Origin of the sequence: Bradyrhizobium sp. CW1, from assembly GCF_023100665.1 — a bacterium.
Lineage (GTDB): Bacteria > Pseudomonadota > Alphaproteobacteria > Rhizobiales > Xanthobacteraceae > Bradyrhizobium > Bradyrhizobium canariense_D.
In genome coordinates, this window is the sequence record NZ_CP064684.1 from 1,768,418 (window position 1) to 1,790,294 (window position 21,877).

Sequence of the window (21,877 nt, forward strand, 5' to 3'; positions counted from 1 at the left end):
AAGCCCCGGTGCCCGGATGGAGCGCAAGCGTGATCCGGGGGCTGCTCGCGCTGCGTCCGGCACCTTCCCGGATCACGCTTCGCTTCATCCGGGCCACGGGACCGCGCCTGTGTCGCCCCCGTGTCAATCCGCTCTCACAAAAATATTCCGCTTTACCGAAATTCGGAAATGGCGTATGTGTCGTCCATCCCGGCTCATCCTTGAGGGGCGATCTTGTGGTCGTCATGTTCGCGAGCCGGGCTTGCGGTGGACGCGGCAGCGTTCGGGTGCGAGAGGCCAAGGGCAGGGCGGATTGCTCTCCGTGAGCCCAAGGCTTCGTTCCGACGAGCGGCGCTGCTAGGCTTCGTCTCGTCTGTAAGTTTCCGGCTCCGTCGACAGGGCTGGGAAAACTGCGGCGAAATGGCGAGCCGTGCGTACGGCAAAACCGTGTGGTCCTGGCCGTCGTTGCTACGGTCAAGCTCTTGCGGATGCGGCAGTCGCGTCAACCGGCGCGGTGCCGGCGACTTTCGTTGGGACGAGGGAGGCCAAAAGGAACTCGGCTCCCGGGAGAGCACGGCATAAGCCGTCCAACCATCGCGCAGGGAAGGCCGAGTGATTGGCTACACCTGTATGCTGCTGTGCGGTTTCCCTTGCGCTACATTTTCGCGCAGCGGACCGCGGGTGCCAGCCGGCACCCGGTCTTCCCTGCGCCCTCTTGGCTTTGAGGGTGGAATGACCAGGCAAAGCTCGGGCGAAACGCCGCGAGGACGCGAAGGCGTGTCTACGGCTACACACTCCCTGTCATCGCCCGGCTTGACCGGGCGATCCAGTATTCCGAGACAGTTATGATTGAACCGAGAAGCCGCGGCGTACTGGATTCCCCGCTTTCGCGGGGAATGACAGTGGTGCTGGGAGGACGAAGCCGCCGCCTCATCCTCCGTCATTGCGAGCGCAGCGAAGCAGAGTCTTACCGCGGAGAGACTCTGGATTGCTTCCGCCTTCGCTAAAGCTTCGGCGGACAAGTCGCTGCCCTCGCAATGACGATGTGGAGAGAATGTGCGCCACACTCCGTTCTCGTGCCCTGGACGCAGCGCAGCGCTTTTGCGGTGCGGCTGCAGAGCCGGGGCCCATCTCGCCGCATTACGCCGTGTCGCCCTGGTCCCGGTTCTGCGCAGCAGCGCCATAAGCGCGTTTACGCGCGTCTTCGACACGCTTTGCGCGTTGCAGCTTGTCCGGAACATGAGAGGCTCTGTGCGCCTTTCAGAGATCGCCACCGCGCGGAAATTTACGCGTGCCTCACCCCTGGTTCACCACACGCGCGCGGTCGAGATGCTCCTCGATCTTGGGACGGTCGCGGGTGCGCTCGAAACTGGTGCAGAGCAGTTCAGTCTCCTCGAGCGAAACCGGGGCGCGATACAGCCGGCACATGAATTCGGCCGTTGCGCGTCCCTTGCCGGTACCCGGCCCGCGTTCGGCGAGAAACATGCAGTCCCGGCAGACGCTGGCATCGAGCCGCTGATGTGCCGCGTCGAGATGATTGAGGATCTCGCGCAGCGAATCGCGCAGCCTGACGCACTCGTCGGGTCCGAGCGCCGTGACCGCGTTCAGCACGTGATTGACCGGATCGTGCTGGCTCAGGCACTTCTCGCCCTGCGCAGTGACGTGCAGCACGACAGAACGCTTGTCTTCGTGCGACGGCTTTCGCACCAGGAAGGTCTTGCTCTCCAGCGTCTTCACGATCTGCGATGCAGTCGCCCTGGTGGCGCCGATGAAGCCGGCGAGCGCGGAGGGCGTGCGCGAAAACCTGTTGGCGCGGCCGAGAAAGCGCAGCGCCATCCATTCCCGATCGCGCAACCCATGCTGATCGCCTTCGAAATACCAAGCCCTCGCTGCCTGAACCAGCAGCTCCACGGCTTCTCTTGCCAATGGCATGAATTCCTACCTTGCCCCGGGAGTCACGTCTGCGGCGCTCCGGAGCCGCCTTCCGCCGTTGCGCACGAGCCGTTTGCGAGAAGCCGGACCACCGGCAACGTCCGACACATGCACCGTGCTCTTCTCTCGCGTGAAGGCACGGCCTGCCCGGCGCCCGACCTGGACTGATGAGCACTGCAAGCTATGGCGTGGGAGGCGGTGTTGCTGTGGATATGCCATTCGCGGCGTCGTCGCACGGGAGCCCGAATAGCCGTCGCCACCAGACGATGGATCGGAGTAGTTCAACCGAAGCCCCTAAGGTTCAAGTCATACGCAGACGTTTCTTATCTTCCGACGAAACGATGAATGACCTTCTCAACAAAATCAAGTAGAGACCATCTCGCAGACAGGATGTCGTCGCAGGCGAATGTAACGTTCAAGACAATCTCGCTCCTCGGGACACATGTTGGTGAACGCAATACGCTGTCCCACGAGCAACATGCACGCGACTATGCGACGGTTTTATTGCACGGCCCGTTGGCTGTCGTTGATGCAAGTTGATCGAAGCTTGTGCAGGACGACGATGTGCGTCCGCATGTCATCCACAACTTGTGCGTTCTGCCAAGAATTGTCCGAGGGAACTCACAGGAATTACACGCGGCGGTTGTCCGAACTGGGTCGAGAACTCGCCGGTCGGTCGCATTCGGCGCGGCCAGCCTCACCCGAATGGTGTAGGCGATCGCGGCGGAAACCGGAGACGGCCGCGCATGCGCTGGAAGCGTGGCGGCATGCGCAATCGCCTGTCGAAAACAACGAGCAAGGTGCGATCGCGTGGCGCCTCGCGCGCCGACTCAATCTGAGACTTGCTAGTCGCCCTTGAGCATGTCCCGCAGCTCGCGGAACGGATCGGCGCTTGGGGGAGCCGAAGCGTCCTGCCGCATCGCGCCATAGATTCTCGGGACCATGTCGACCGCCTGGTCGAGCCCCGAATCACGTCCCGCCTGGTATCCGCCCATCAGGCGAAGGTCGCGCGTGTCCTCGTATTTGGCGATCATGGCGCGCAGCTTGCTCACCAATTCGCGCTCTTCGGGGTCCCAGACGTTATGGGCGAGACGGGAGACCGAACCCAGAACGTCCACCGCCGGGTAACGTGCCTGGTCGGCGATGTGCCTGGAGAGCACGATGTGTCCATCGAGTGTGCTGCGGATGGTATCGGCGATCGGCTCGTTGTGATCGTCGCCATCCACCAGCACGGAGAAAATACCGGTGATCGTCCCGGATCCCTCCTCGCCGGGCCCGGCGCGCTCCAGAAGGCGCGGCAGATCGGTAAAGACGGTGGGTGCGTAGCCGCGCGCGACCGCGGGCTCACCGGCGGCGAGCGCCACTTCACGGGCGGCGTGGGCGAAGCGGGTGATCGAATCGACCATGAGCAGGACGGATTCGCCCCGGTCTCGGAAATATTCGGCGACCGCCATGGCCGTCTTCGGCGCCAGTCGCCGCATCATCGGGCTCTCGTCTCCCGTCGACACGATCGTGACGGCGCGGTGACGATCGGCGCCCAGCACGTCCTCGATGAACTCGCGCACCTCGCGGCCGCGCTCGCCGACCAGGGCCAGCACGACCGTGTCAAAACCCTGGCTGCGGGCGAGCATCGCAAGCAGCGTCGATTTACCGACACCGGAGCCGGCAAAGATGCCGACACGCTGGCCGGCACAGATCGGGGCGAACAGGTCGATGACGCGTACGCCGGTGCGCAGCGGCTTGTGGACCCGCGCGCGCTTCATGGCCGAAGGCGCCTCCGCCTCGGCCGAGACCGGACGCGACCCGGGGGTGAGAGGGCCAAGTCCGTCCAGGGGCGCCCCGAGCGCGTTGATGACGCGGCCCTTCCAGCTCGGATCGGGCGCGAAGGACAGGGGCGGCATCCGGTAGGCGACCGAGCCGAGGCCGCCGGCGAACTGCCGGTCGAACGGCTTGGCGATGATGCCCTCGCTGTCGATCCGCACCACCTCGCCGATCTGGGGCTTGCCGCCGGAGTTGACGCCGATCAGCTCGCCAAGCCTGACGAAGCGCGACAGGCCGGAGACGCGGAAATGCGTCGACGCGATCTCGGAGATCGCGCCGCTGACGCTTGCCAGGGGAGTGCTCTGCTGAAGCTCCAGCAGCGCCCACTCAAGTTGCCGAAGAGCGTTCAAGGAAACCGTCCAATCTCATTGCGCGCGGGCGCAGTCTATTTGCCGGGTTCGCCCAGCGTCCGGATTGCGTTCTGGAGCGAGCTCTCGGTGCCCTCGATCATCGAATTGGTGCCGTCGAAGGCGCGCGAGGCCGCGATCAGCTTCGTCAATTCCATCATCGGATTGGCGCCCGAGCCCTCGACATAGCCCTGCTTGAAGCCGTCGCGGGAGAAGTCGGCGATCGCGGTCGCAGGCCGGTTGGGCGTGACGCCCGAATTGCCGTAGCGGTCGAGATTGGCGTCGGCGGGAATGTTGAACAGGCCGATGGTGCCGATCTCGTTGTTGTCCTGGGTGATCGCGCCGCTGCGCGCGATCGAGACCGGTCCGCCGTTCGGATCGAGGGTGATCTGCGCGCCGCCGGAATCGATGACGGGGAAGCCGGACACGGTCTGAAGGTCGCCGTTGGCGGCGATCTGGAGTCGGCCGTCGCGCGTATAGACCGTTCCGTTCGGACCGGCGAAGGCGATCCAGCCCTGTCCGACCACGGCGACGTCGAGTGGGTTGCCGCTCTCGGTGATGCTGCCCATCTCGCGCGAGATGATGTTGTCGCCGGGCGAGGAGAAGGCGACCGGGTTCGCGCCCGCCTTGGACAGCACGGTCTCGAACTTCACCACGTCGGTGCGGAACGCCGCCGTGTTGACGTTGGCGACGTTGTTGGCGATCGTCTGGAGGCGTTTTTCGAGAGCGACCTGCGCCGACAATCCTACATAGAGGGCCGATTGCATGATTTACCTGTTGAACTTGATGTTCTGAAGTGTCGTGAGCACGTTGGAATCCATGCCAATCGACGTCGTGGCGCCGCCGATCAGGACCAGCGCCGGGTTGGTCGAGTTGTCGCTCTGGGCCTGGGTCGCATCCCACATCGCCGCGAAGCGCTGCACGAATTTGGCGACCTTGGCCGGGTCCTGGAAATCGGTGAGCTTGATCTTGCTCGTGATCATCTTGGCCTGGGCATCGATATCAGCCGAGCTGATCGTCGACGGCAGGCCGAGCGCCGTCTGCACCACTTGCGTCATCGCCTTGTCCGCGAGGATCTGGTAGGAATTGGTGATCGTGGAGGCCTTGCGCGTGAAATAGAGCGCCAGCCGCAGGCCCTCGTTCTGGTCGCCGGCCTTCTCCTCCATCGTCTGCGTAACGTATTGGGTCGCCGTGCCGGTCGTGGCCGCGGCGGTTTGGGTCGCCTTGTCGCCGAGGGCGGCGAAATTGAAGGCGGCCGCGAATTGCCGATAGCGGGTATCGGTCAGCTTGTTGGCGAAGGTCTTGTTGTCCGCGATACCCTCGGTCAGCACCTTGCGCATGAACGCCTTGGCATAGGTCATCTCGCTGAGGCCATATGCCTTCATCGCGTAGGAGTAGAGACGATAGTCCTTCAGGAAGTCGTCGATGGTCTTCACGTTGCCGATGTGGCTGAGGAAATAATCGGTGTCACGGCTGACGTCCGGCTGCGTCGCGACCTGTGTCAGCGACTTGCCCATGTCCTTGGTCAGTCTGGTGTAGTCCGCGATGGTGGATAGCATGACACGCGCCCCTCTGGCCGCTCTCGCGACGTCGTCCCAAGCTGCCGTGAATCGCTTGCGCGAGGCTGGCGAGGGGGAAGCCAGCCTCGCGCAAGGCTCGCCAACTAGATATTCCCGATGGGATCGGTGATGGAGCGGCGCGTTGGGCAGTTTCGTGGGGATCGTCATCACGGTAGCGGCACTGCTGGGCGGATTTGCCGCCATGGGCGGGCATCTGGGCGTGCTGATGCAGCCGTGGGAGTTCGTGATCATCATGGGCACCGCGGCCGGCACCTTCATCATGGCCAATCCCTGGAAGACGGTCGCGGATACCGGGCTTGCCTGCGTGCAGGCGGTGACGGGAGCGGTGCCAGGTCAGCGCTACTATCTCGATCTGCTCGGTGCGCTGCACGCGCTGATGCGGGAGCTGCGGGGCAAGGGCCGCAACGAGGTCGAGGCGCATATCGACGATCCCGCGTCCTCCGAGATCTTCAAGGCGTACCCGAGCGTGCTCGGAGATCCGTCGCTGCTCCAGTTCATCTGCGACTACGTCCGCCTCATCATCATGGGTAACGCGCGAACGCACGAGATCGAAGCGCTGATGGACGAGGAGATCCACACCATCGTGAAGAGCAAGCTGGCGCCCTACCACGCGCTGGTGGTGGTCTCGGAGGCGCTGCCTGCGCTCGGCATCGTCGCCGCGGTGCTCGGCGTCATCAAGGCCATGGGCGCGCTTGACCAGTCCCCGAAGCTGCTGGGCGGCTTCATCGGGGCCGCCCTCGTCGGCACCTTTGCCGGTATTTTCCTGTCCTACGGGATCATTTCGCCCTTCGCGATGAAGGTGAAGATGACGCGCGAGAAGCGCTGCCGGCCCTACATCATCGTCAAGCAGACGCTGCTGGCGTTCATGAACGGCGCCATGCCGCAGATCGCCGTCGAGCACGGCCGCAAGATGATCGCGAGCCCCGAGCGGCCCTCGATCGACGTCGTCGAGAACGAGACGATCGCGGGCCCCAAGGCTGTCGTGACCGAGGTTGAACCGAAGGCTGCGCGCGCATCATGATGGAAGCCCTCGAAATCGATCAGCGCAAGCCGCTGCCGAACTATCTGCTGGACGCCGCCGGCATTTCGATCGAGCGCATGCCGATGCTCAATGTGATCTTCGATCGCATGGCGGCATCGTGCACGGACAGCCTGCAGCCGATGGCTGGAACGCCATGCTATTTCTCGGTCAACGGCATCACCAACGACCGTGTCGGCGACATCATCAAGGACTACGAGGCCAACGCGGTTGCGGCGGTGCTCTATGCCGAGCAGTGGGACTCCCGCATCATCATCATGCTCGACCGCGACTTCGTGTTCACCATGGTCGAAGCGATGTTCGGCTCCGATGGCGCCGAACCGCCGCTCGACGTCGAGCGCAGCTTCTCGAACATCGAGATCCGCCTGGTCCAGGCGCTGTTCGAGCGGTTCGCCAAGGCGCTGCAATCCGCTTTCGCCGGCACCTCCAACGTCACCTTCCGCGTCGAGCGGGTCGAGACCGCCATGGCGTCGCTGGCGATCGGGCGGAGCGGCAACATGTCGATCTGCGCGAACATCATGCTGCAGGCGCTCTACCGCGGCGGTCAGATGTTCCTCATCATCCCGCATTCCGCGCTCAACCCGCTCAGGCAAAAGCTCGCGACCGTCGTCGTCAGCGACGGCCGCGCGGCCGATCCGCGCTGGCGCGAGCAGATGGAGACCGAGGTTCACCGCACCGAGGTGACGCTGAGCGCCGTGCTGGACGAGAAGATGATTTCGCTGGGCGACGTCGTGAAGTTCCAGGTGGGACAGGTGCTCGAGCTCGAAGCCACGCCGCGCACGCTGGCTCGGCTCGAGAGCAACAACCAGGTGCTGTTCTGGTGTCAGATCGGCCAGCTTGATGGCTATTACGCCATGCAGGTGGCAGATCCCGTCGATCAGAAACGGGAGTTCGTCGATGATATCCTATCTCGTTGATGCCGTGCTGCTGATCGCGCTCGCCTTCACCAGCATGCGGGTGACCCGGATGCATCGCGAGCTGGCGCGGTTGCGCAGCTACCAGGGCGAGTTCTCGACCATCGTCCAGGAGACGGCGGGCGCGTTCGACACGGTCATCACCGCGGCGCATGATTCCACCGCAAATCTCGGGCGGCTCGCCAACGTGCTGAGCACGAAGATCGACCAGGCCCACGAGGCGATCGCGGCGCTCGATGCGAGGAGCGGACTCGCATCCGCGGCGACCGCGGGCGGCGCCGACGTGAACAAGCATTGAAGCCGAAGCCGGCGGAATAAATACGATCGGAACGTCGCGGCGCTCCGGGAGCGGAAATACCAAGAGGCGATACCAAATGGCGCAATCCTTCGACTATGAGTCAGCATCGGCGTCCGACGAGGGGCATACGGAGACATCTCCGCTGGAGCGGCTGGCGGAGATCGCCGCGCGCACTGCGGAGGAGACCGGCAAGTTCGCCAATGTCGATGCGATCCTGCGCATTCCCGTGACCATGCAGGTGGTGCTGGGATCGGCAACCATTCCGGTGGCAAACCTGATGAAGCTCGGCCGTGGCGCGGTGGTTCCGCTCGACCACCGGGTCGGCGAACCCGTCGACGTCGTCGTCAACGGTCGCGTCGTCGCCCGCGGCGAGGTCGTCGTGGTCGAAGAAGACAATTCCCGCTTCGGCGTCTCGCTCACCGAAATTGTCGGGCCGTTGGGACAGGGTGATACCTGACCATGGCCGCACAGGTCGGCATGGCTCCCATCAAGCAGCGCGGCGTCGCCACGCTGGGCGGAACGGAGAAGGTCGCGGCACTCCTGCTCGCCATGGGCCGGCAGGCGGCCGCCAGCGTGCTCGCGCAGTTCGAGCCGCAGGATATCCGCACCGTGACAAAGGCTGCGGCCGAGCTGCGGCCGATCACGGCGCAGGAACTGGAAGCGATCGTCGAGGAGTTCGCCCAGCAATTCTCGATGGGCGCCAACATCCTCGGCACCCTCGGTGGCCTGGAAGCCGTGCTCGGCGACGTGCTTCCGGCCGACCAGGTGTCGGCCATCATGTCGGACCTGCTCGGCAATTCGAGCCGGTCCGTGTGGGACCGCGTCTCGTCGGTGTCGGAAAACTCGCTGGCAAGCTACCTCTCCAAGGAGCATCCGCAGACCGCGGCGCTCATCCTGTCCAAGGTCAAGCCGTCCTGCGCCGCCAAGGTCATGAGCCAGCTGCCGTCGAGCCTGCGCAACGAGCTGATGCGGCGTGTGCTCAGTCTCAAGCCGATCGTCGACGACGCCATGAGGGTCCTCGAGAAGACGCTGCATGAGGATTTGACGCTGAACTTCGCCCGCAACCTCGGCGCGGACACCTATGCCCGGGTCGCCGACATCATCAACAAGATGGAGCGCGGACACATCGAGGACATGCTGAAGAGTCTGTCGGAGAAGCGGCCGAAGTCGGCCGAAGTGCTGAAGGAGCTGCTCTTCACCTTCGACGACGTCACCAACCTGACGCCGAAGGCGCGCACCATGATCTTCGACCAGGTGCCGACCGATCGCATCGTGATCGCGCTGAAGGGCACCGACAAGCACTTCCGCGAGATGATCCTGTCCTCGGTCGCCTCGCGCGTCCGCCGGGTCGTCGAGCACGAACTCGCCATTGGCGAACCGTCGAACCAGCGCGACGTGCTGGAGGCGCGGCGCGTGATCACGGACCTCGCGCTCGACCTCGCGGAAAAGGGCGAAATCGAGCTCAACCCCGAGCAGGAGGATGAGCTGGTCTTTCGCTGACCGCTGAACGGGCATGGCAGAAACAACCGATCAGGAGAGCAAGACAGAAGAGCCGACCGAGAAGAAAGTCCGCGATGCGCTCGAACAGGGCAAAATCCCGGTCTCTCGGGAGGCTTCCATCTTCGCCTCGATGGCCGCGCTGATGGTGATCCAGGCGTTCCTGATCGGTCAGGGCGTGCAGCAATTGACGCCGATGCTGACGGGCTTTCTCGACGATCTCGACGGCTTCCCTCTCAGCACCGGGGCCGACGCCCAGAATCTCCTCATCGTGGTCGGGCTTCAGGCACTGCGATTCCTGACGCCGCTCGTCGTCACCCTGGCGGCGTTCGGGCTCGCAGCCTCGCTGTTGCAAAATGCTCCCAGCCTGGTGCTCCAGCGCATCACGCCGGACCTTTCGCGAATCTCTCCGCTCGGCGGCTGGAGCCGGCTGTTTGGATCGCAGGGCCTTGTCGAGTTCGCCAAGTCGCTGTTCAAGCTCGCCGCGGTCACCGTCGTCGTCGCGTTCGTGCTGCGCTCGTCGGAAGCGAAGGCGTTCGAGGCGATGTACACCGATCCGGTCGCGCTGCCGGAGATGATTCTCAACATCGCCATGCGAATCGTCTCGGCGATCTGCATCGCGACCATCGTCCTGGTCGCGGTCGATCTGGCTTGGGCGCGCTTCCACTGGCGGCGCGAGCTGCGCATGACGCGGCAGGAGATCAAGGACGAGCACAAGCAGGCCGAAGGCGATCCGCTGATCAAGGCGCGCCTGCGCTCGCTGGCGCGCGACCGCTCGCGCCAGCGCATGATCGCCTCCGCATCGCGCGCGACGCTGGTGATCGCGAACCCGACGCATTTCGCGATCGCGCTGCGCTACAATCGCGAGGAAAATCCGGCGCCGATCGTCGTGGCGAAGGGCATGGACGTGATTGCGCTGAAGATCCGCGAAGTCGCCGAGCAGAACCGGATTCCGGTGATCGAGAACAAGGCGCTGGCGCGCGCGCTCTACGAGGCGGTTCAGGTCGACCAGGTAATTCCGGCGGAGTTCTTCCGGCCGGTCGCCGAGATCATCTACTTCCTGCAGTCCAAGCAGACGCCGCAGTCCGAGAAGGTCCAGTAGAATTCCGAGGACGGCGTCCCTTCCATCAGCCTGACGAAAGCTTGCGACCCTAAGGTTACACCGTCTGAACCAGAATGGTGCTGCCGTGGGACCGCTCTATCTCTTCGAACTCGCATCGTCGCAGGCGCGATACCTCGAGCTCCGCCAATCGACGATCGCCACCAACGTCGCCAACGCCAACACGCCGGGCTTCAAGGCGCGCGACGTCGAACCCTTCAACAAGGTGCTCGACGGCATGCCGGTGAGACTGGCGACCACGTCGCCGTCGCACCTGCAGCTCTCCCCAGCCGAGAGCGACACGCGGGCGACTGCGAAGAAGGACAGCTGGGATGTGGTTCACTCCGGCAACTCCGTCAGTCTCGAGCAGGAAATGATCAAGGGCAGCGACATCAGTCGCGATTACTCGATGAACTCGGCGATCGTGCGGTCGTTTCACCGCATGCTGCTGTCGAGCGCGAAGACCTGAGGTGAACTGACATGCTGGACTCATTGCAATCCTCGTTGACGGTCGCGAGCTCCGGGCTCGAAGCGCAGTCGACGCGCATGCGCATCGTCTCGGAGAACCTCGCCAACGCGACGTCGACAGGGCGCTCAGCCGGCGCCGATCCCTATCAACGCAAGACGATCACCTTCGACGCCGCGATGGACCGCGCCTCGGGCGCGCAGCTGGCGAAGGTCAAGGAAATCGGGGTCGACACCACGCCTTACCGCGTGGAGTACGAGCCGGGGCATCCCGCCGCCGACAAGGCCGGCTACGTCAAGCTGCCGAACGTCAACATGATGATCGAGATGGCGGACATGCGGGAAGTCAACCGCTCCTATGAAGCCAATCTGCAGGTCGTGAAACAGGTGAGGTCGATGCTGGGCATGACCATCGACCTGCTGAGGAGCTGACAATGCTTGAAGCGATTTCATCCACGGCGATTTCGGCCGGGCAAGCGGCAAGCCGCGCGACCGAGACGCAGGCCATCTCGCCGGCGGCGACGCCCGCGATTCAGTCCGGTGGCGACGTCGGATTCGAATCGGTCATGAAACAAGTGACGACGGACGCGATCGGGACGCTGAAGGCGGGCGAGGCGGCCTCGGTCTCGGCGATGCAGGGCAAGGAATCGACGCGGCGCGTCGTCGAGGCGCTGATGTCGGCCGAGCAGGCCTTGCAGACGGCGGTCGCAGTTCGCGACAAGGTCGTGCAGGCCTACCAGGAAGTCGTTCGGATGTCGATCTGATCAAGGAGTGACGCTGTGAAATCGCTTGCCATCGCGGCCACGGGCATGAACGCCCAACAGACCAACATCGAAGTCATCGCCAACAACATCGCCAACATCAACTCGACCTCGTACAAGCGGGCGCGTGCCGAGTTCACCGATCTGTTCTACCAGATGGACCGCATGCAGGGCGTTGCGAACACCAGCGGCTCGTCGCCGATTCCGGAAGGCGCCAATCTCGGCCTCGGGGTCAAGTCGGCGGCAATCCGCAAGCTGCATATCCAGGGCGCGCTCACGCAGACCGGCAATCCCTACGACATGGCGATCAACGGCCGCGGCTGGTTTCAGGTGCTCGGTCCGAACAACGAGGTGCAGTATACCCGCGCGGGTTCGTTCAACACCAATGCCAATAGTCAGCTCGTCACGACCGACGGCTATCTGCTGGATCCGGCAATCACGGTGCCGCAGGGAACGGTCCAGGTCACGGTCAACCAGACCGGACAGGTGTTCGCCAAGCTGGATACGGAAGTGAACCCGAGGCAAATCGGGCAGCTCAATCTCGCCAATTTCGCCAACGAGGCCGGGCTCGAACCGCTGGGCAGCAATCTCTATCGCGAGACCACGGCGTCCGGCACGCCGGTCGTCGGGCTGCCCGGCGATTCCGGCTACGGCAAGATCAACCAGCAATATCTCGAAGCCTCGAACGTCGATCCCGTCAAGGAAATCACCGAGTTGATCTCTGCCCAGCGCGCCTACGAAATGAATGCCAAGGTGATCCAGGCCTCGGATGAAATGGCCCAGACGGTCTCGAAGGGCATGCGCTAGTTCCGGTGTATCCATGTTGAACAGGATGGGCTCGATCATGCGCGGGATGGCCGCCGTGCTGCTGGTTCTCGTCTCGGCGCGTCTCGCCGCGGCCGAGGAGAAGCGGCTCCCCGTGCCGGCCGTCTCGATCCGCGCCGGCGAACTGATCCGGGACGACATGATCACCGAGCGCGCCTTTGCGCCGAACGTGCTCGGCGTCGCCATATTCATCGAAGGACGCCAGGTCCTGGTCGGCCGCATGGCGCGCCGCGCGCTGCTGCCCGGCCAGCCGATCCCGACCAACTCGGTGGAGGATCCCTGGACGGTCGCCCGCGGCGCCATGGTCAAGGTCGTGGTCGAAGACAGCGGCCTGTCGATCGTGACCTACGGCGCAGCGATGCAGTCCGGCGCGCCCGGCGCGCTCATCCCGATACGAAACACCGATACCGGTGTGATCATCAGGGGCGTTGTCCAGCCGGACGGCACCGTCAAGGTCGTGGACGGGTCATGACCAGAGTCCTGCTTGCGCTCGTCCTGCTCGTTTCCGCCGCCAGCGCCCAGGCCGCCGTCCGCATCAAGGACATCGCGGACATCAAGGGATTGCGCGAAAATCAGATCGTCGGCTACGGCCTCGTGATCGGCCTGAACGGGACTGGCGACACGCTCCGCAATGCGCCGTTCACGGAGCAGTCCCTGCAATCGATGCTCGAGAACATGGGCATCAATGTCAGGAACGAGACCACCAGCACCAACAATCCGCCGCGTCCGACGACGCTGCGCACGCGCAACGTCGCGGCCGTCATGGTGACCGCGGACCTGCAGCCCTCGATCGGTGCGGGCGAGCGCATGGACGTGACGGTGTCATCGCTCGGCGATGCGACCTCGTTGCTCGGCGGCACCCTGGTGATGACGTCGCTGCGCGCGGCGGACGGAGCGGTCTATGCAGTGGCGCAAGGCGCCGTCACGGTCGCCGGCTACAGCGTCGGGGGCCAGGCCCAGAACGTCAGCAAGGGTACGCCGACCGCGGGTCGCATCCCGAACGGCGCGCTGGTCGAGCGCGAGGTGCAGGGTAGTCTCCATGAAATGGAATATCTTGTGCTGGAGCTCAAGAACCCCGACTTCGTCACCGCAACGCGAATCCTCGACGCCATCAACCGCTACGCGGGCGGACGCTACCGCGCCCAGATCGCCTTCGAGCGAGACTACCGCACGATCGTGCTGTCGAAGCCGCGCCACATCGGACCGGTCCGCTTCCTTGCCGAAATCGGCGAGCTGACGGTCGAGCCGGACACGCCGGCGCGGGTGGTGATCAACGAGCGTACCGGCACGGTGGTGATCGGACGCGACGTGCGGATATCGACCGTTGCCGTGACGCACGGCAATCTGACGGTCCGGGTCACCGAGCTTCCCGTGGTGTCGCAACCCGCGCCGTTCTCGAAAGGGCAGACGGTGGTCGTGCCCCAGACCGTGGTCGAGGCCAACGAAGCCGGATCGCAGGTGGCGATCCTGAGCGGCGTCGATCTCCAGCGCCTGGTGCGCGGCCTGAACCAGATCGGCCTGAAACCATCCGGCATCATCGCGATCCTCCAGGCGATCAAGACGGCTGGCGCCCTCCAGGCGGATGTCATCGTGCAATGACGCGTAAGCGCCGTGCAAGCTTGGTCGCTCAATGCTCTCTCGACCGAGAATCGCACGCGGGCCGATGTTGAAGCTGGATCATAAAGCCAAACTCCTCCTCCTGGTCGCAGCCTCCGCGCTCGCGAGCGCTTCGCCCGTTCTGGCGCTGGATGAGGCCAAGCCGTCGAAGCCGCTCAACCTGCTGTCCTTCGCGCGCGCCCGTGCGTCTGGCCCACAGAAGCCAATCTCATCGATCCCGAGCGACAATGCGTCGATGCGGGCGACAGCGTGGGCAGCCGAAGATTCGGGACCAGTGATCACGGGTGCCGTTTCGGCCTCCGAGAAGCCCGCGTCGGCACCCACAGCCGCGGCGCGACCGGCCAAGCCCGGCAGCGTCACGGCGCCGCCGAAGCCGGTGCCGCCCCAGGCCGCTGCAACCGCGGACAACGAAGTCGCCCTGTTCTGCAGCAATGTCGCCGACTCCGCCGCCGATGCAAGGCTGGCCTGGCAGCTCAAGGAGCTGGAGAAGGCCGAGAACCAGCTTCGCGAGCGGATCGCCGAGGTCGAGGCCAAGCGCGCGGAATATGAGAAGTGGATGGCGTTGCGCGACGAGTTCCTGAAGAAGGCCGAAGCGAGTGTGGTCGAGATCTACTCGCGCATGAAGCCGGATGCCGCCGCAACCCAGATCGCCGGGATGGCGGACGAGACGGCTGCGGCCGTGCTCGCAAAGCTCAGCCCGAGGAGTTCGAGCGCAATCTTCAACGAGATGGAGACGGGCCGCGCGGCGCACCTCGCCGATCTGCTCGGCGGGATGCGTCGCGTGGATGACGGAAAGACCAAATAGATGAAGAATCTGATCCTCATCCTGTCGCTGTTATCGCTTGCGGGATGCGTCATTGATCCGGCCGAGGTCCTGACTGGCCCGCGACTGTCGCCGGTCGGGAGCGGCCTGAGGACGCAGGCCGATCCGATTCCCGTGACCCCCCGTATGCACTCGCCCGTCAGCTATCGCTCGACCTGGGACGACGGCACCGACCTCTACCGCGATCCCCGCGCCCGGCGCGTCGGCGACGTCGTGACGGTGATCATCTCGATGCAGGACAAGGCCAAGCTCGACAACAAGACCGGCCGCTCGCGCGATTCGCAAATCAAGTTCGGACTCGACTGGCTGATGGACGTTGCGGGATGGCAGGACAAGGGCTCGACGAGCGCCAACCTCAACACCAACACCCAGATCAAGGGCAACGGCCAGATCGACCGCACCGAGGATATCAAGCTGTCGATCGCAGCCATCGTCACCGACGTGTTGCCGAACGGCAATATGATGATCAGCGGCTCGCAGGAATTCAAGGTCAACACGGAAATGCGCGTGCTCAACGTCGGCGGCATCGTGCGTCCACGCGATATCTCGCGAACCAACACGATCTCCTACGAGAAGATCGCCGAAGCGCGCGTGGCCTATGGCGGTCGGGGAAATCTCTCTGACGTGCAGCAGCCTGGATGGGGACATCGGATCTATGACGCCGTGGCACCGTTCTGAGATGCGCTCCCGTCGGGCCGCGTCACGAGGGCAGGGGACGTCATGCGCCTGATTGTGGCCATCGTGGTGCTGACCCTGATCGCGATCGGCGCGGGCGCGCTTGCCGGCCTGCATCTGTTTGCGGCCGCCGAGCGCGTCGCGGATGCGAAGAAAACCGCCACGCCGCCGCCTCTAGCCTCGAGCTACGCCGGCAGCGCGCGGCTCAGGAAGCTGTCCCCGATCGTGACCAATCTCGGCGCGCCGGCCAACAACTGGGCCCGCATCGAAGCCTCCATGGTGACCGACAGCATGAGCGACGAGGATGCCGGCATCCTGGCGGCCCATATCAGCGAAGACATCGTCACCTATCTGCGTTCGGCGACGGTGGCGCAGTTCGAGGGATCGCGCGGGCTTCAGCATCTGCGCGACGACCTGACCGAACGCGCCAATATCCGCTCCTCGGGCAAGATCCGCGAATTGATCATTGAGACGTTGGTGATTCAGTGAAACTGAGAGTCCTGCTGCTTGCGTTGCTCTTGGTCGTGCTGCCCGAAGTGGCACTGGCCCAGATTCCGGACCTCAATTCGCTGCTGCCACCGGGCAACGGCTCGACCAGCGGCCGGATCATCCAGCTGATGGCGGTGATCACGGTGCTGTCGGTGGCGCCGGGACTGCTCATCATGGTGACGAGCTTCACGCGATTTGCGGTGGCGCTGTCATTCCTGCGCGCCGGTCTCGGCCTTCAGACCACGCCGGCCAATCTGGTGCTGATCAGCCTCGCGCTGTTCATGACCTTCTACGTGATGGCGCCGACCTTCGACCGCGCCTGGGAAACCGGCATCCAGCCGCTGATGAAGAACGAGATCTCGGAGGAAGAGGCCTATCTGAAGATCACCGATCCGTTCCGCGAATTCATGCTGGCCCATGTTCGCGACAAGGATCTGCAGACCTTCGAATCGCTCGCCGCGGAGAGCTTCCGCAGGAAGTTCGACGACAAGCGCGTCGACATGCGCGTCATCATTCCGGCCTTCATGATTTCCGAGCTCAGGCGTTCCTTCGAGATCGGGTTTCTCATCATCCTGCCGTTCCTCGTCATCGACATGATCGTGGCGACGCTGACCATGTCGATGGGGATGATGATGATGCCGCCGACGATCCTCGCATTGCCATTCAAGATGCTGTTCTTCGTGCTGATCGACGGCTGGAACCTGCTCGCCTCAGGGCTGGTGCGGTCGTTCTCGTGATGGCAACGAGCGCCAGAGGAATGGTTATGGTTAGCGAGAAGTACCGGACTATGGTTAGCAAAATGTACTGTTAACCATTTGATTTTACGGCGTAATTCAAGCCAATCTTAATCCGCGCGCAAGATTCGGCGTGCTAGCAATGCGTCACGGCGGGTTGGACCCCACCCACATCAGTCCAAAGGCATGATGCCGCCCCTCCGTACCGGTGAAAGCCCGGTATGTCCCCTCGTGAAAATGTAACGCGTACATAAAGGGACATTCGCAATGTCAAGCCTGCTTACGAACTCGACCGCCATGACCGCACTCCAGACCTTGCGGTCTGTGAGCTCGCAGCTCTCCACCACGCAGACCCGCATCTCCACCGGCCAGCGCGTCTCGACCGCTTCGGACAACGCTGCCTACTGGTCGATCGCGACCTCGATGCGCGCCGACAACGCCGCGCTCTCGGCGGTCTCCGACTCGCTCGGTCTGTCGGCTGCGACCGTCGACACCGAATATACCGCTTTGACCACAGTCATCGGCGACAAAGACTCCGGCCTGACCAAGCTCCAGTCCCTGCTGGTCGAAGCCAAGACAGCCGGTATCGACCGCAGCAAGATCCAGGCCGACGTCACCCAGATCCAGCAGCAGATGAAGGCGACAGCCAATGCGGCGACCTTCAACGGCATCAACTGGCTGAGCACGACCGCCACCACGCCAACGACCTTCAGCCTGGTGTCGTCGTACTCGCGTGTCGGCGGCACGCCCACCATCGGCTCCATCACCGTGACCACCGCCAACTACTCGCTCTACACCTCGGCGCAGGGGGGCATTCTGGACACGGCCGGCTCGACCGCTCCGTCGATCGACACGATGAGCATCTCCGCACTGACCGACTCGGCAGCTGACCAGACCACGCTCGATGGCTACATCGCGCAGGTCACCGCTGGCATCAACTCGGTGGCCTCGGCCGCCGCCAACCTCGGTGCTGTCAAGAACCGCCTCTCGACCAACACGGACTTCGTGAAGTCTCTGATGGACTCCGTGGATCGCGGTATCGGCCAGCTCGTCGACGCCGACATGAACCAGGAGTCCACCCGGCTGTCGGCCCTCCAGGTCCAGCAGCAGCTCGGCGTCCAGGCGCTCTCGATCGCCAACAACAGCAGCCAGAGCATCCTGTCGCTGTTCCGCTAAGCCTCGAACCATCCGAAGAGGGCCGCGCTTCTTGCGAAGCGCGGCCCTTTTGTTTGGCGTGACGTCGCGCGCCGCAATTTCGGCCGCCTTGTTGCGGCAAAGCCACAGAGCCACAAGCCTCGCACAAGCTTCGCGGGCTATCGTCGCCGTTACGACAGGTTGGGCCTTGACGCTTCTGCGCAGCCCAAAGGCATGACGCCGCCCTGCCGTACCGGTGCAAGTCCGGTATGTCCCAAACTCAATCCAATCTCCAAAGGGACATCAAAATGGGTTCTAGCCTCCTCACCAACTCGTCTGCAATGACCGCGCTGCAGACCCTTCGCAACGTCAGCTCGCAGCTCGCGACGACGCAGAACCGGATCTCGACCGGTATGCGCGTGTCCACGGCCTCGGACAACGCGGCCTATTGGTCGATCGCGACGTCGATGCGCTCCGACAACGCCGCGCTTTCCGCGGTCTCCGACTCGCTCGGTCTGTCGGCCGCGACCGTCGACACCGAATATACCGCTCTGACCTCGGTCATCGGCGACAAGGACTCCGGCCTGACCAAGCTCCAGGCGCTGCTGGTCGAAGCCAAGACCGCCGGTATCGACCGCACCAAGATCCAGGCTGACATCACCCAGATCCAGCAGGATATGAAGCTCAAGGCCAACTCGGCGACCTTCAACGGCATCAACTGGCTGAGCACGACCGCCACCACGCCGACGACCTTCAACCTGGTGTCGTCGTACTCGCGTGTCGGCGGTACGCCCACCATCGGCTCCATCACCGTGACCACCGCTAACTACTCGCTCTACACCTCGGCGCAGGGCGGCATTCTGGACACGGCCGGTTCGACCTCCCCGTCGATCGACACGATGAGCATCTCCGCGCTGACCGACTCGGCAGCTGACCAGACCACGCTCGACGGCTACATCGCGCAGGTCACCGCCGGCATCAACTCGGTGGCCTCGGCCGCCGCCAATCTCGGTGCCGTCAAGAACCGCCTCGCGACCAACACGGAGTTCGTCAAGACCCTGATGGACTCCGTGGACCGCGGTGTCGGCCAGCTCGTCGATGCCGACATGAACGCGGAATCGACCCGCCTTCAGGCGCTCCAGACCCAGCAGCAGCTCGGCGTTCAGGCGCTCTCGATCGCCAACCAGAACAGCCAGAGCATCCTGTCGCTGTTCCGCTAAGCCGCGGCTTCGAAAACGACCGTGCTCCCCAGGGAGCACGGTCTCCGCCATGAACGGCGGATCTCGGCACACGACGTGCCAACATCGATTTCCTGACGTCGCATCCCAGGCAACATGCCGTCGCCGATCGCACCGCGATGCAACCGGCCGTCCGCCTGTTGCCGACGCGCGCGATTGCGTCACTCGCTCTCTGGTAAAATTGCAACGCCTCGCCTGCGAACCGACACATTCGTGGTCTCGCGCAACCTTCAGACAAGGTTGGCAGCAGAGTGTCCTCTACGTTCGTATTGGTACGAGGTCACATGCTGCTCAGTCGTGCGCAGGTACAGCAACTGCTCAACAATCTGCTGGAGCTTGGGCCGCGACGCCTGATGGCTTTGGGATTGATCGGTTTCGCCGTTCTCGTCACCGTCGTGGGCGGCGCCTATTATCTGAGCCGGCCTGAATTCGAAACGCTCTATACCGGCCTTTCCCGCGAAGACGTGACGCGCATGGGTGCAGCGCTGCGCGAGCAAAACATCACCTTCGACGTCAACACCGCCGGCGACGCGGTCTCGGTGCGTCCGAGCCAGACCATGCAAGCGCGGATGCTGCTCGCCGAGAAGGGGCTGCCGACCAGCGCCAATTCCGGCTACGAGCTGTTCGACAAGATCGGGTCGCTCGGTCTGACCTCGTTCATGCAGGAGGTCACCAAGCTCCGTGCGCTGGAAGGCGAAATCGCGCGCACGGTGCAGTTGATGAAGGGCGTGAAGGCGGCGCGGGTGCATATCGTGATGCCGGTGCGGGGGTCGTTCCGCGCGACGCAGCAGCCGCCTTCGGCATCGGTCGTGCTGCGCACCGACGGCGCCATCGAGGCGCGCACGGCGCAGTCGATCCGTCATCTCGTCGCGGCGGCCATTCCGGGCATGAGCCGCGACAAGGTCACGGTGCTGGACGCCGACGGTTCGATGCTGCTTGCCGAAGAGGACGAGGCCACTGCCGCTCCGACCAAGATGGCGAGCCTGCAGAAGACGGTCGGCGGAATGGTGCAGGAGAACATTCGCAAGGCGCTGACGCCGTACCTGGGCCTCGACAATTTCGAAGTGAGCGTTGCATCGCAGCTCTCCACCGACAAGCGGCAGATCAACGAAACCGTCTACGATCCGGAGAGTCGCGCGGAACGTTCGGTCCGGAACGTCCGCGAGAACGAGAAGTCACAGAACGCGGACCGTTCGCAGCCGACCACTGTGCAGCAGAATCTTCCCGACCAGCAGGTGAACGCCGGCGGCACCAAGAATTCCAGCGAGGACAAGACCCGCCGCGAGGACGTCACCAATTTCGAGGTCTCGTCCAAGACCACGACGACGGTGAGCGACGGCTATTCGGTGAAGAAGCTGTTCATTGCCGTGCTGGTGAACCGCGGGCGGCTCATTGCCGACCTGGGCGACAAGAGCAACCAGGCCATCGTCGACAGCAAGCTCGCCGAGATCAGCCAACTCGCAGCCACGGCCGGCGGCCTCGACAAGGCGCGCGGCGACCAGATCCAGGTGACGGCCGTCGATTTCATCGAAGGCTCGCGCGAACTGGCGCCGGTGCCGCCGATCAGCTTCGTCGAGATGATCAACAAGCAGCTCGGCAGCGTCATCAACGCGGTCACGATCCTGGCCGTCGCTTCGATGCTGGTGTGGTTCGGACTTCGTCCTGCGGTCAACGGCATTTTGACCCATCGCGCGGCGCAGGAGCAGACCGAGGCGGCGGAAGCCGCCCAGCTCCAGGCAGCCGCCGGCGCCCTCACGCTGGCGGACAGCGAAGAGGCCGAGCTCAACCTGGTCGAAGACCTCGAAGGCAAGATGCAACGAACGCCGCAGAAGCGGTTGGAGCAGATCGTCCGTCTCGATCAGATGCAGGCGGCAGCGATCCTTAAAGACTGGATGCGACGCGAGGAGGCGGCATGAACGCGGCAATCGGAAAGCTCCTGACGCAGTTCGATGCGAACGGGCGGGTCAAGTCGCCTCCGCCTCCACCGCCGCCCAAAATCCAGGATGTGCTGACGAGGCCGAAGGAAGCCCGGCGCGAGCCTCAGCCGCAACCCGAGACCCATTCGCAGCCGCAGCTTCAGTCGCCGCCTCCGGCGCCGAACGCGGAAGCCCCCGCGGTCAGTCTCCTGGACGATGCCTTTCGGCGCGGCCATGCGGCCGGCGTAGCGGAGGGCGAGTCCAGGATCGCCGAGGAAAGAGTTCGCAGCGCGATCCGGCTCGGCGAAGAGCGGGCCAAGTGGTCCGACCAGCAGGCGGTGGCGGTTGTCAGCGGCTTCGAGACGGCTTGCCGCGAAATCGAGACCAACATCGCGAGCTCCGTTGCGCGGATATTGCTGCCGTTCCTCGCCGATGCTGTCCGCGACAAGGCGATCGGGTCGCTGGTCGAGCAGATTGCGGCGCTGACCGGCAATTCGCCAGTGCCGGTGTTCAAGGTCACCGGACCAAGCGAACTGCTCGACTTGGTGAAGACGCAGCTCGGGACGGCCAGGCGAACGGGTTTCGAGTATGAGGCCGCCGATACTTTTGAGGTTCGCGTCGTGGCCGACCAGACCGTAATCGAGACGCAGATCACGACCTGGAGCGAGCGCCTGAAAGAGGCGCGCCGGTAGTC

General features: G+C 64.0%; 24 protein-coding genes. 20 read left to right on the top strand and 4 right to left on the bottom strand.

All coding sequences use genetic code 11. The annotated features are described in order from the left end of the window. Positions 1 to 1,275: 1,275 nt before the first annotated feature. The 4 genes from IVB54_RS08640 to IVB54_RS08655 all read right to left on the bottom strand — a co-directional run bounded on the left by IVB54_RS08640 (position 1,276) and on the right by IVB54_RS08655 (position 5,638). Entirely contained in the window at positions 1,276 to 1,911 is a 636-nt protein-coding gene (locus IVB54_RS08640) for a MarR family transcriptional regulator (protein ID WP_026232636.1), read from the bottom strand. An 845-nt stretch (positions 1,912 to 2,756) separates the two neighbouring features. Continuing rightward, positions 2,757 to 4,082 (bottom strand): flagellar protein export ATPase FliI, encoded by a 1,326-nt coding sequence (gene fliI, locus IVB54_RS08645; RefSeq protein WP_247777165.1) that lies wholly within the window; start codon positions 4,080 to 4,082, stop codon positions 2,757 to 2,759. 35 nt (positions 4,083 to 4,117) lie between these two features. Next, positions 4,118 to 4,846: a flagellar basal-body rod protein FlgF gene (flgF, locus tag IVB54_RS08650; protein ID WP_007595915.1), complete on the bottom strand. Its 729-nt coding sequence runs from the start codon at positions 4,844 to 4,846 to the stop codon at positions 4,118 to 4,120. A gap of 3 nt (positions 4,847 to 4,849) precedes the next feature. Continuing rightward, positions 4,850 to 5,638 (bottom strand): DUF1217 domain-containing protein, encoded by a 789-nt coding sequence (locus tag IVB54_RS08655; protein ID WP_247295089.1) that lies wholly within the window; start codon positions 5,636 to 5,638, stop codon positions 4,850 to 4,852. A 142-nt stretch (positions 5,639 to 5,780) separates the two neighbouring features. Here IVB54_RS08655 and motA point away from each other — a divergent pair, with 142 nt between their 5' ends. The 20 genes from motA to IVB54_RS08755 all read left to right on the top strand — a co-directional run bounded on the left by motA (position 5,781) and on the right by IVB54_RS08755 (position 21,875). Then, positions 5,781 to 6,680 carry a flagellar motor stator protein MotA gene (motA, locus tag IVB54_RS08660; RefSeq protein ID WP_018453956.1) on the top strand — a complete coding sequence of 300 codons (900 nt, stop codon included), beginning with the start codon at positions 5,781 to 5,783 and terminating at the stop codon, positions 6,678 to 6,680. Further along, positions 6,674 to 7,615: a FliM/FliN family flagellar motor switch protein gene (locus tag IVB54_RS08665; protein ID WP_026232638.1), complete on the top strand. Its 942-nt coding sequence runs from the start codon at positions 6,674 to 6,676 to the stop codon at positions 7,613 to 7,615. Before motA ends, IVB54_RS08665 begins: the two co-directional genes overlap by 7 nt. Further along, entirely contained in the window at positions 7,596 to 7,910 is a 315-nt protein-coding gene (locus tag IVB54_RS08670; RefSeq protein WP_018453958.1) for a hypothetical protein, read from the top strand. The genes IVB54_RS08665 and IVB54_RS08670 overlap by 20 nt, the downstream gene beginning before the upstream one ends. 76 nt (positions 7,911 to 7,986) lie before the next feature. Continuing rightward, positions 7,987 to 8,367: a flagellar motor switch protein FliN gene (gene fliN, locus IVB54_RS08675; protein ID WP_007595899.1), complete on the top strand. Its 381-nt coding sequence runs from the start codon at positions 7,987 to 7,989 to the stop codon at positions 8,365 to 8,367. Between the two features lie 2 nt (positions 8,368 to 8,369). Continuing rightward, complete coding sequence (locus tag IVB54_RS08680; RefSeq protein ID WP_027570476.1) at positions 8,370 to 9,410, top strand: flagellar motor switch protein FliG; 1,041 nt, start codon at positions 8,370 to 8,372, stop codon at positions 9,408 to 9,410. A gap of 13 nt (positions 9,411 to 9,423) precedes the next feature. Beyond that, positions 9,424 to 10,509 (top strand): flagellar biosynthesis protein FlhB, encoded by a 1,086-nt coding sequence (flhB, locus tag IVB54_RS08685; protein WP_247295085.1) that lies wholly within the window; start codon positions 9,424 to 9,426, stop codon positions 10,507 to 10,509. Positions 10,510 to 10,594: 85 nt separating this feature from the next. Next, complete coding sequence (gene flgB / locus IVB54_RS08690) at positions 10,595 to 10,975, top strand: flagellar basal body rod protein FlgB (RefSeq protein WP_247777166.1); 381 nt, start codon at positions 10,595 to 10,597, stop codon at positions 10,973 to 10,975. Positions 10,976 to 10,986: 11 nt separating this feature from the next. Then, a complete protein-coding gene (flgC, locus tag IVB54_RS08695) occupies positions 10,987 to 11,403 on the top strand; it encodes a flagellar basal body rod protein FlgC (protein WP_085385293.1) in 417 nt (138 codons plus the stop codon). A 2-nt stretch (positions 11,404 to 11,405) separates the two neighbouring features. Beyond that, positions 11,406 to 11,735 carry a flagellar hook-basal body complex protein FliE gene (locus IVB54_RS08700; RefSeq protein ID WP_018453963.1) on the top strand — a complete coding sequence of 110 codons (330 nt, stop codon included), beginning with the start codon at positions 11,406 to 11,408 and terminating at the stop codon, positions 11,733 to 11,735. Positions 11,736 to 11,750: 15 nt separating this feature from the next. Next, positions 11,751 to 12,539 carry a flagellar basal-body rod protein FlgG gene (gene flgG, locus IVB54_RS08705; RefSeq protein ID WP_007595892.1) on the top strand — a complete coding sequence of 263 codons (789 nt, stop codon included), beginning with the start codon at positions 11,751 to 11,753 and terminating at the stop codon, positions 12,537 to 12,539. A gap of 13 nt (positions 12,540 to 12,552) precedes the next feature. Next, positions 12,553 to 13,029 (top strand): flagellar basal body P-ring formation chaperone FlgA, encoded by a 477-nt coding sequence (gene flgA / locus IVB54_RS08710; protein ID WP_247295083.1) that lies wholly within the window; start codon positions 12,553 to 12,555, stop codon positions 13,027 to 13,029. Then, entirely contained in the window at positions 13,026 to 14,156 is a 1,131-nt protein-coding gene (gene flgI, locus IVB54_RS08715) for a flagellar basal body P-ring protein FlgI (RefSeq protein WP_247777167.1), read from the top strand. Before flgA ends, flgI begins: the two co-directional genes overlap by 4 nt. A gap of 64 nt (positions 14,157 to 14,220) precedes the next feature. Beyond that, positions 14,221 to 14,979 (top strand): MotE family protein, encoded by a 759-nt coding sequence (locus IVB54_RS08720; protein WP_247295081.1) that lies wholly within the window; start codon positions 14,221 to 14,223, stop codon positions 14,977 to 14,979. Beyond that, the gene (gene flgH, locus IVB54_RS08725) at positions 14,980 to 15,675 is read left to right on the top strand and encodes a flagellar basal body L-ring protein FlgH (protein ID WP_247376478.1); all 696 of its coding nucleotides are present in this window, start codon (positions 14,980 to 14,982) and stop codon (positions 15,673 to 15,675) included. It abuts the gene before it with no gap. A gap of 42 nt (positions 15,676 to 15,717) precedes the next feature. After that, complete coding sequence (locus IVB54_RS08730; protein ID WP_018453967.1) at positions 15,718 to 16,161, top strand: flagellar basal body-associated FliL family protein; 444 nt, start codon at positions 15,718 to 15,720, stop codon at positions 16,159 to 16,161. Further along, positions 16,158 to 16,898: a flagellar type III secretion system pore protein FliP gene (fliP, locus tag IVB54_RS08735; RefSeq protein WP_007595877.1), complete on the top strand. Its 741-nt coding sequence runs from the start codon at positions 16,158 to 16,160 to the stop codon at positions 16,896 to 16,898. Before IVB54_RS08730 ends, fliP begins: the two co-directional genes overlap by 4 nt. Before the next feature lie 264 nt (positions 16,899 to 17,162). Further along, complete coding sequence (locus tag IVB54_RS08740; RefSeq protein ID WP_018453968.1) at positions 17,163 to 18,071, top strand: flagellin; 909 nt, start codon at positions 17,163 to 17,165, stop codon at positions 18,069 to 18,071. Positions 18,072 to 18,337: 266 nt separating this feature from the next. Then, positions 18,338 to 19,249 carry a flagellin gene (locus IVB54_RS08745; RefSeq protein WP_007613947.1) on the top strand — a complete coding sequence of 304 codons (912 nt, stop codon included), beginning with the start codon at positions 18,338 to 18,340 and terminating at the stop codon, positions 19,247 to 19,249. A 302-nt stretch (positions 19,250 to 19,551) separates the two neighbouring features. Then, positions 19,552 to 21,183 carry a flagellar basal-body MS-ring/collar protein FliF gene (gene fliF, locus IVB54_RS08750; protein WP_018453970.1) on the top strand — a complete coding sequence of 544 codons (1,632 nt, stop codon included), beginning with the start codon at positions 19,552 to 19,554 and terminating at the stop codon, positions 21,181 to 21,183. After that, entirely contained in the window at positions 21,180 to 21,875 is a 696-nt protein-coding gene (locus IVB54_RS08755) for a hypothetical protein (protein WP_247295079.1), read from the top strand. Before fliF ends, IVB54_RS08755 begins: the two co-directional genes overlap by 4 nt. The last annotated feature ends 2 nt before the right edge of the window (positions 21,876 to 21,877 follow it).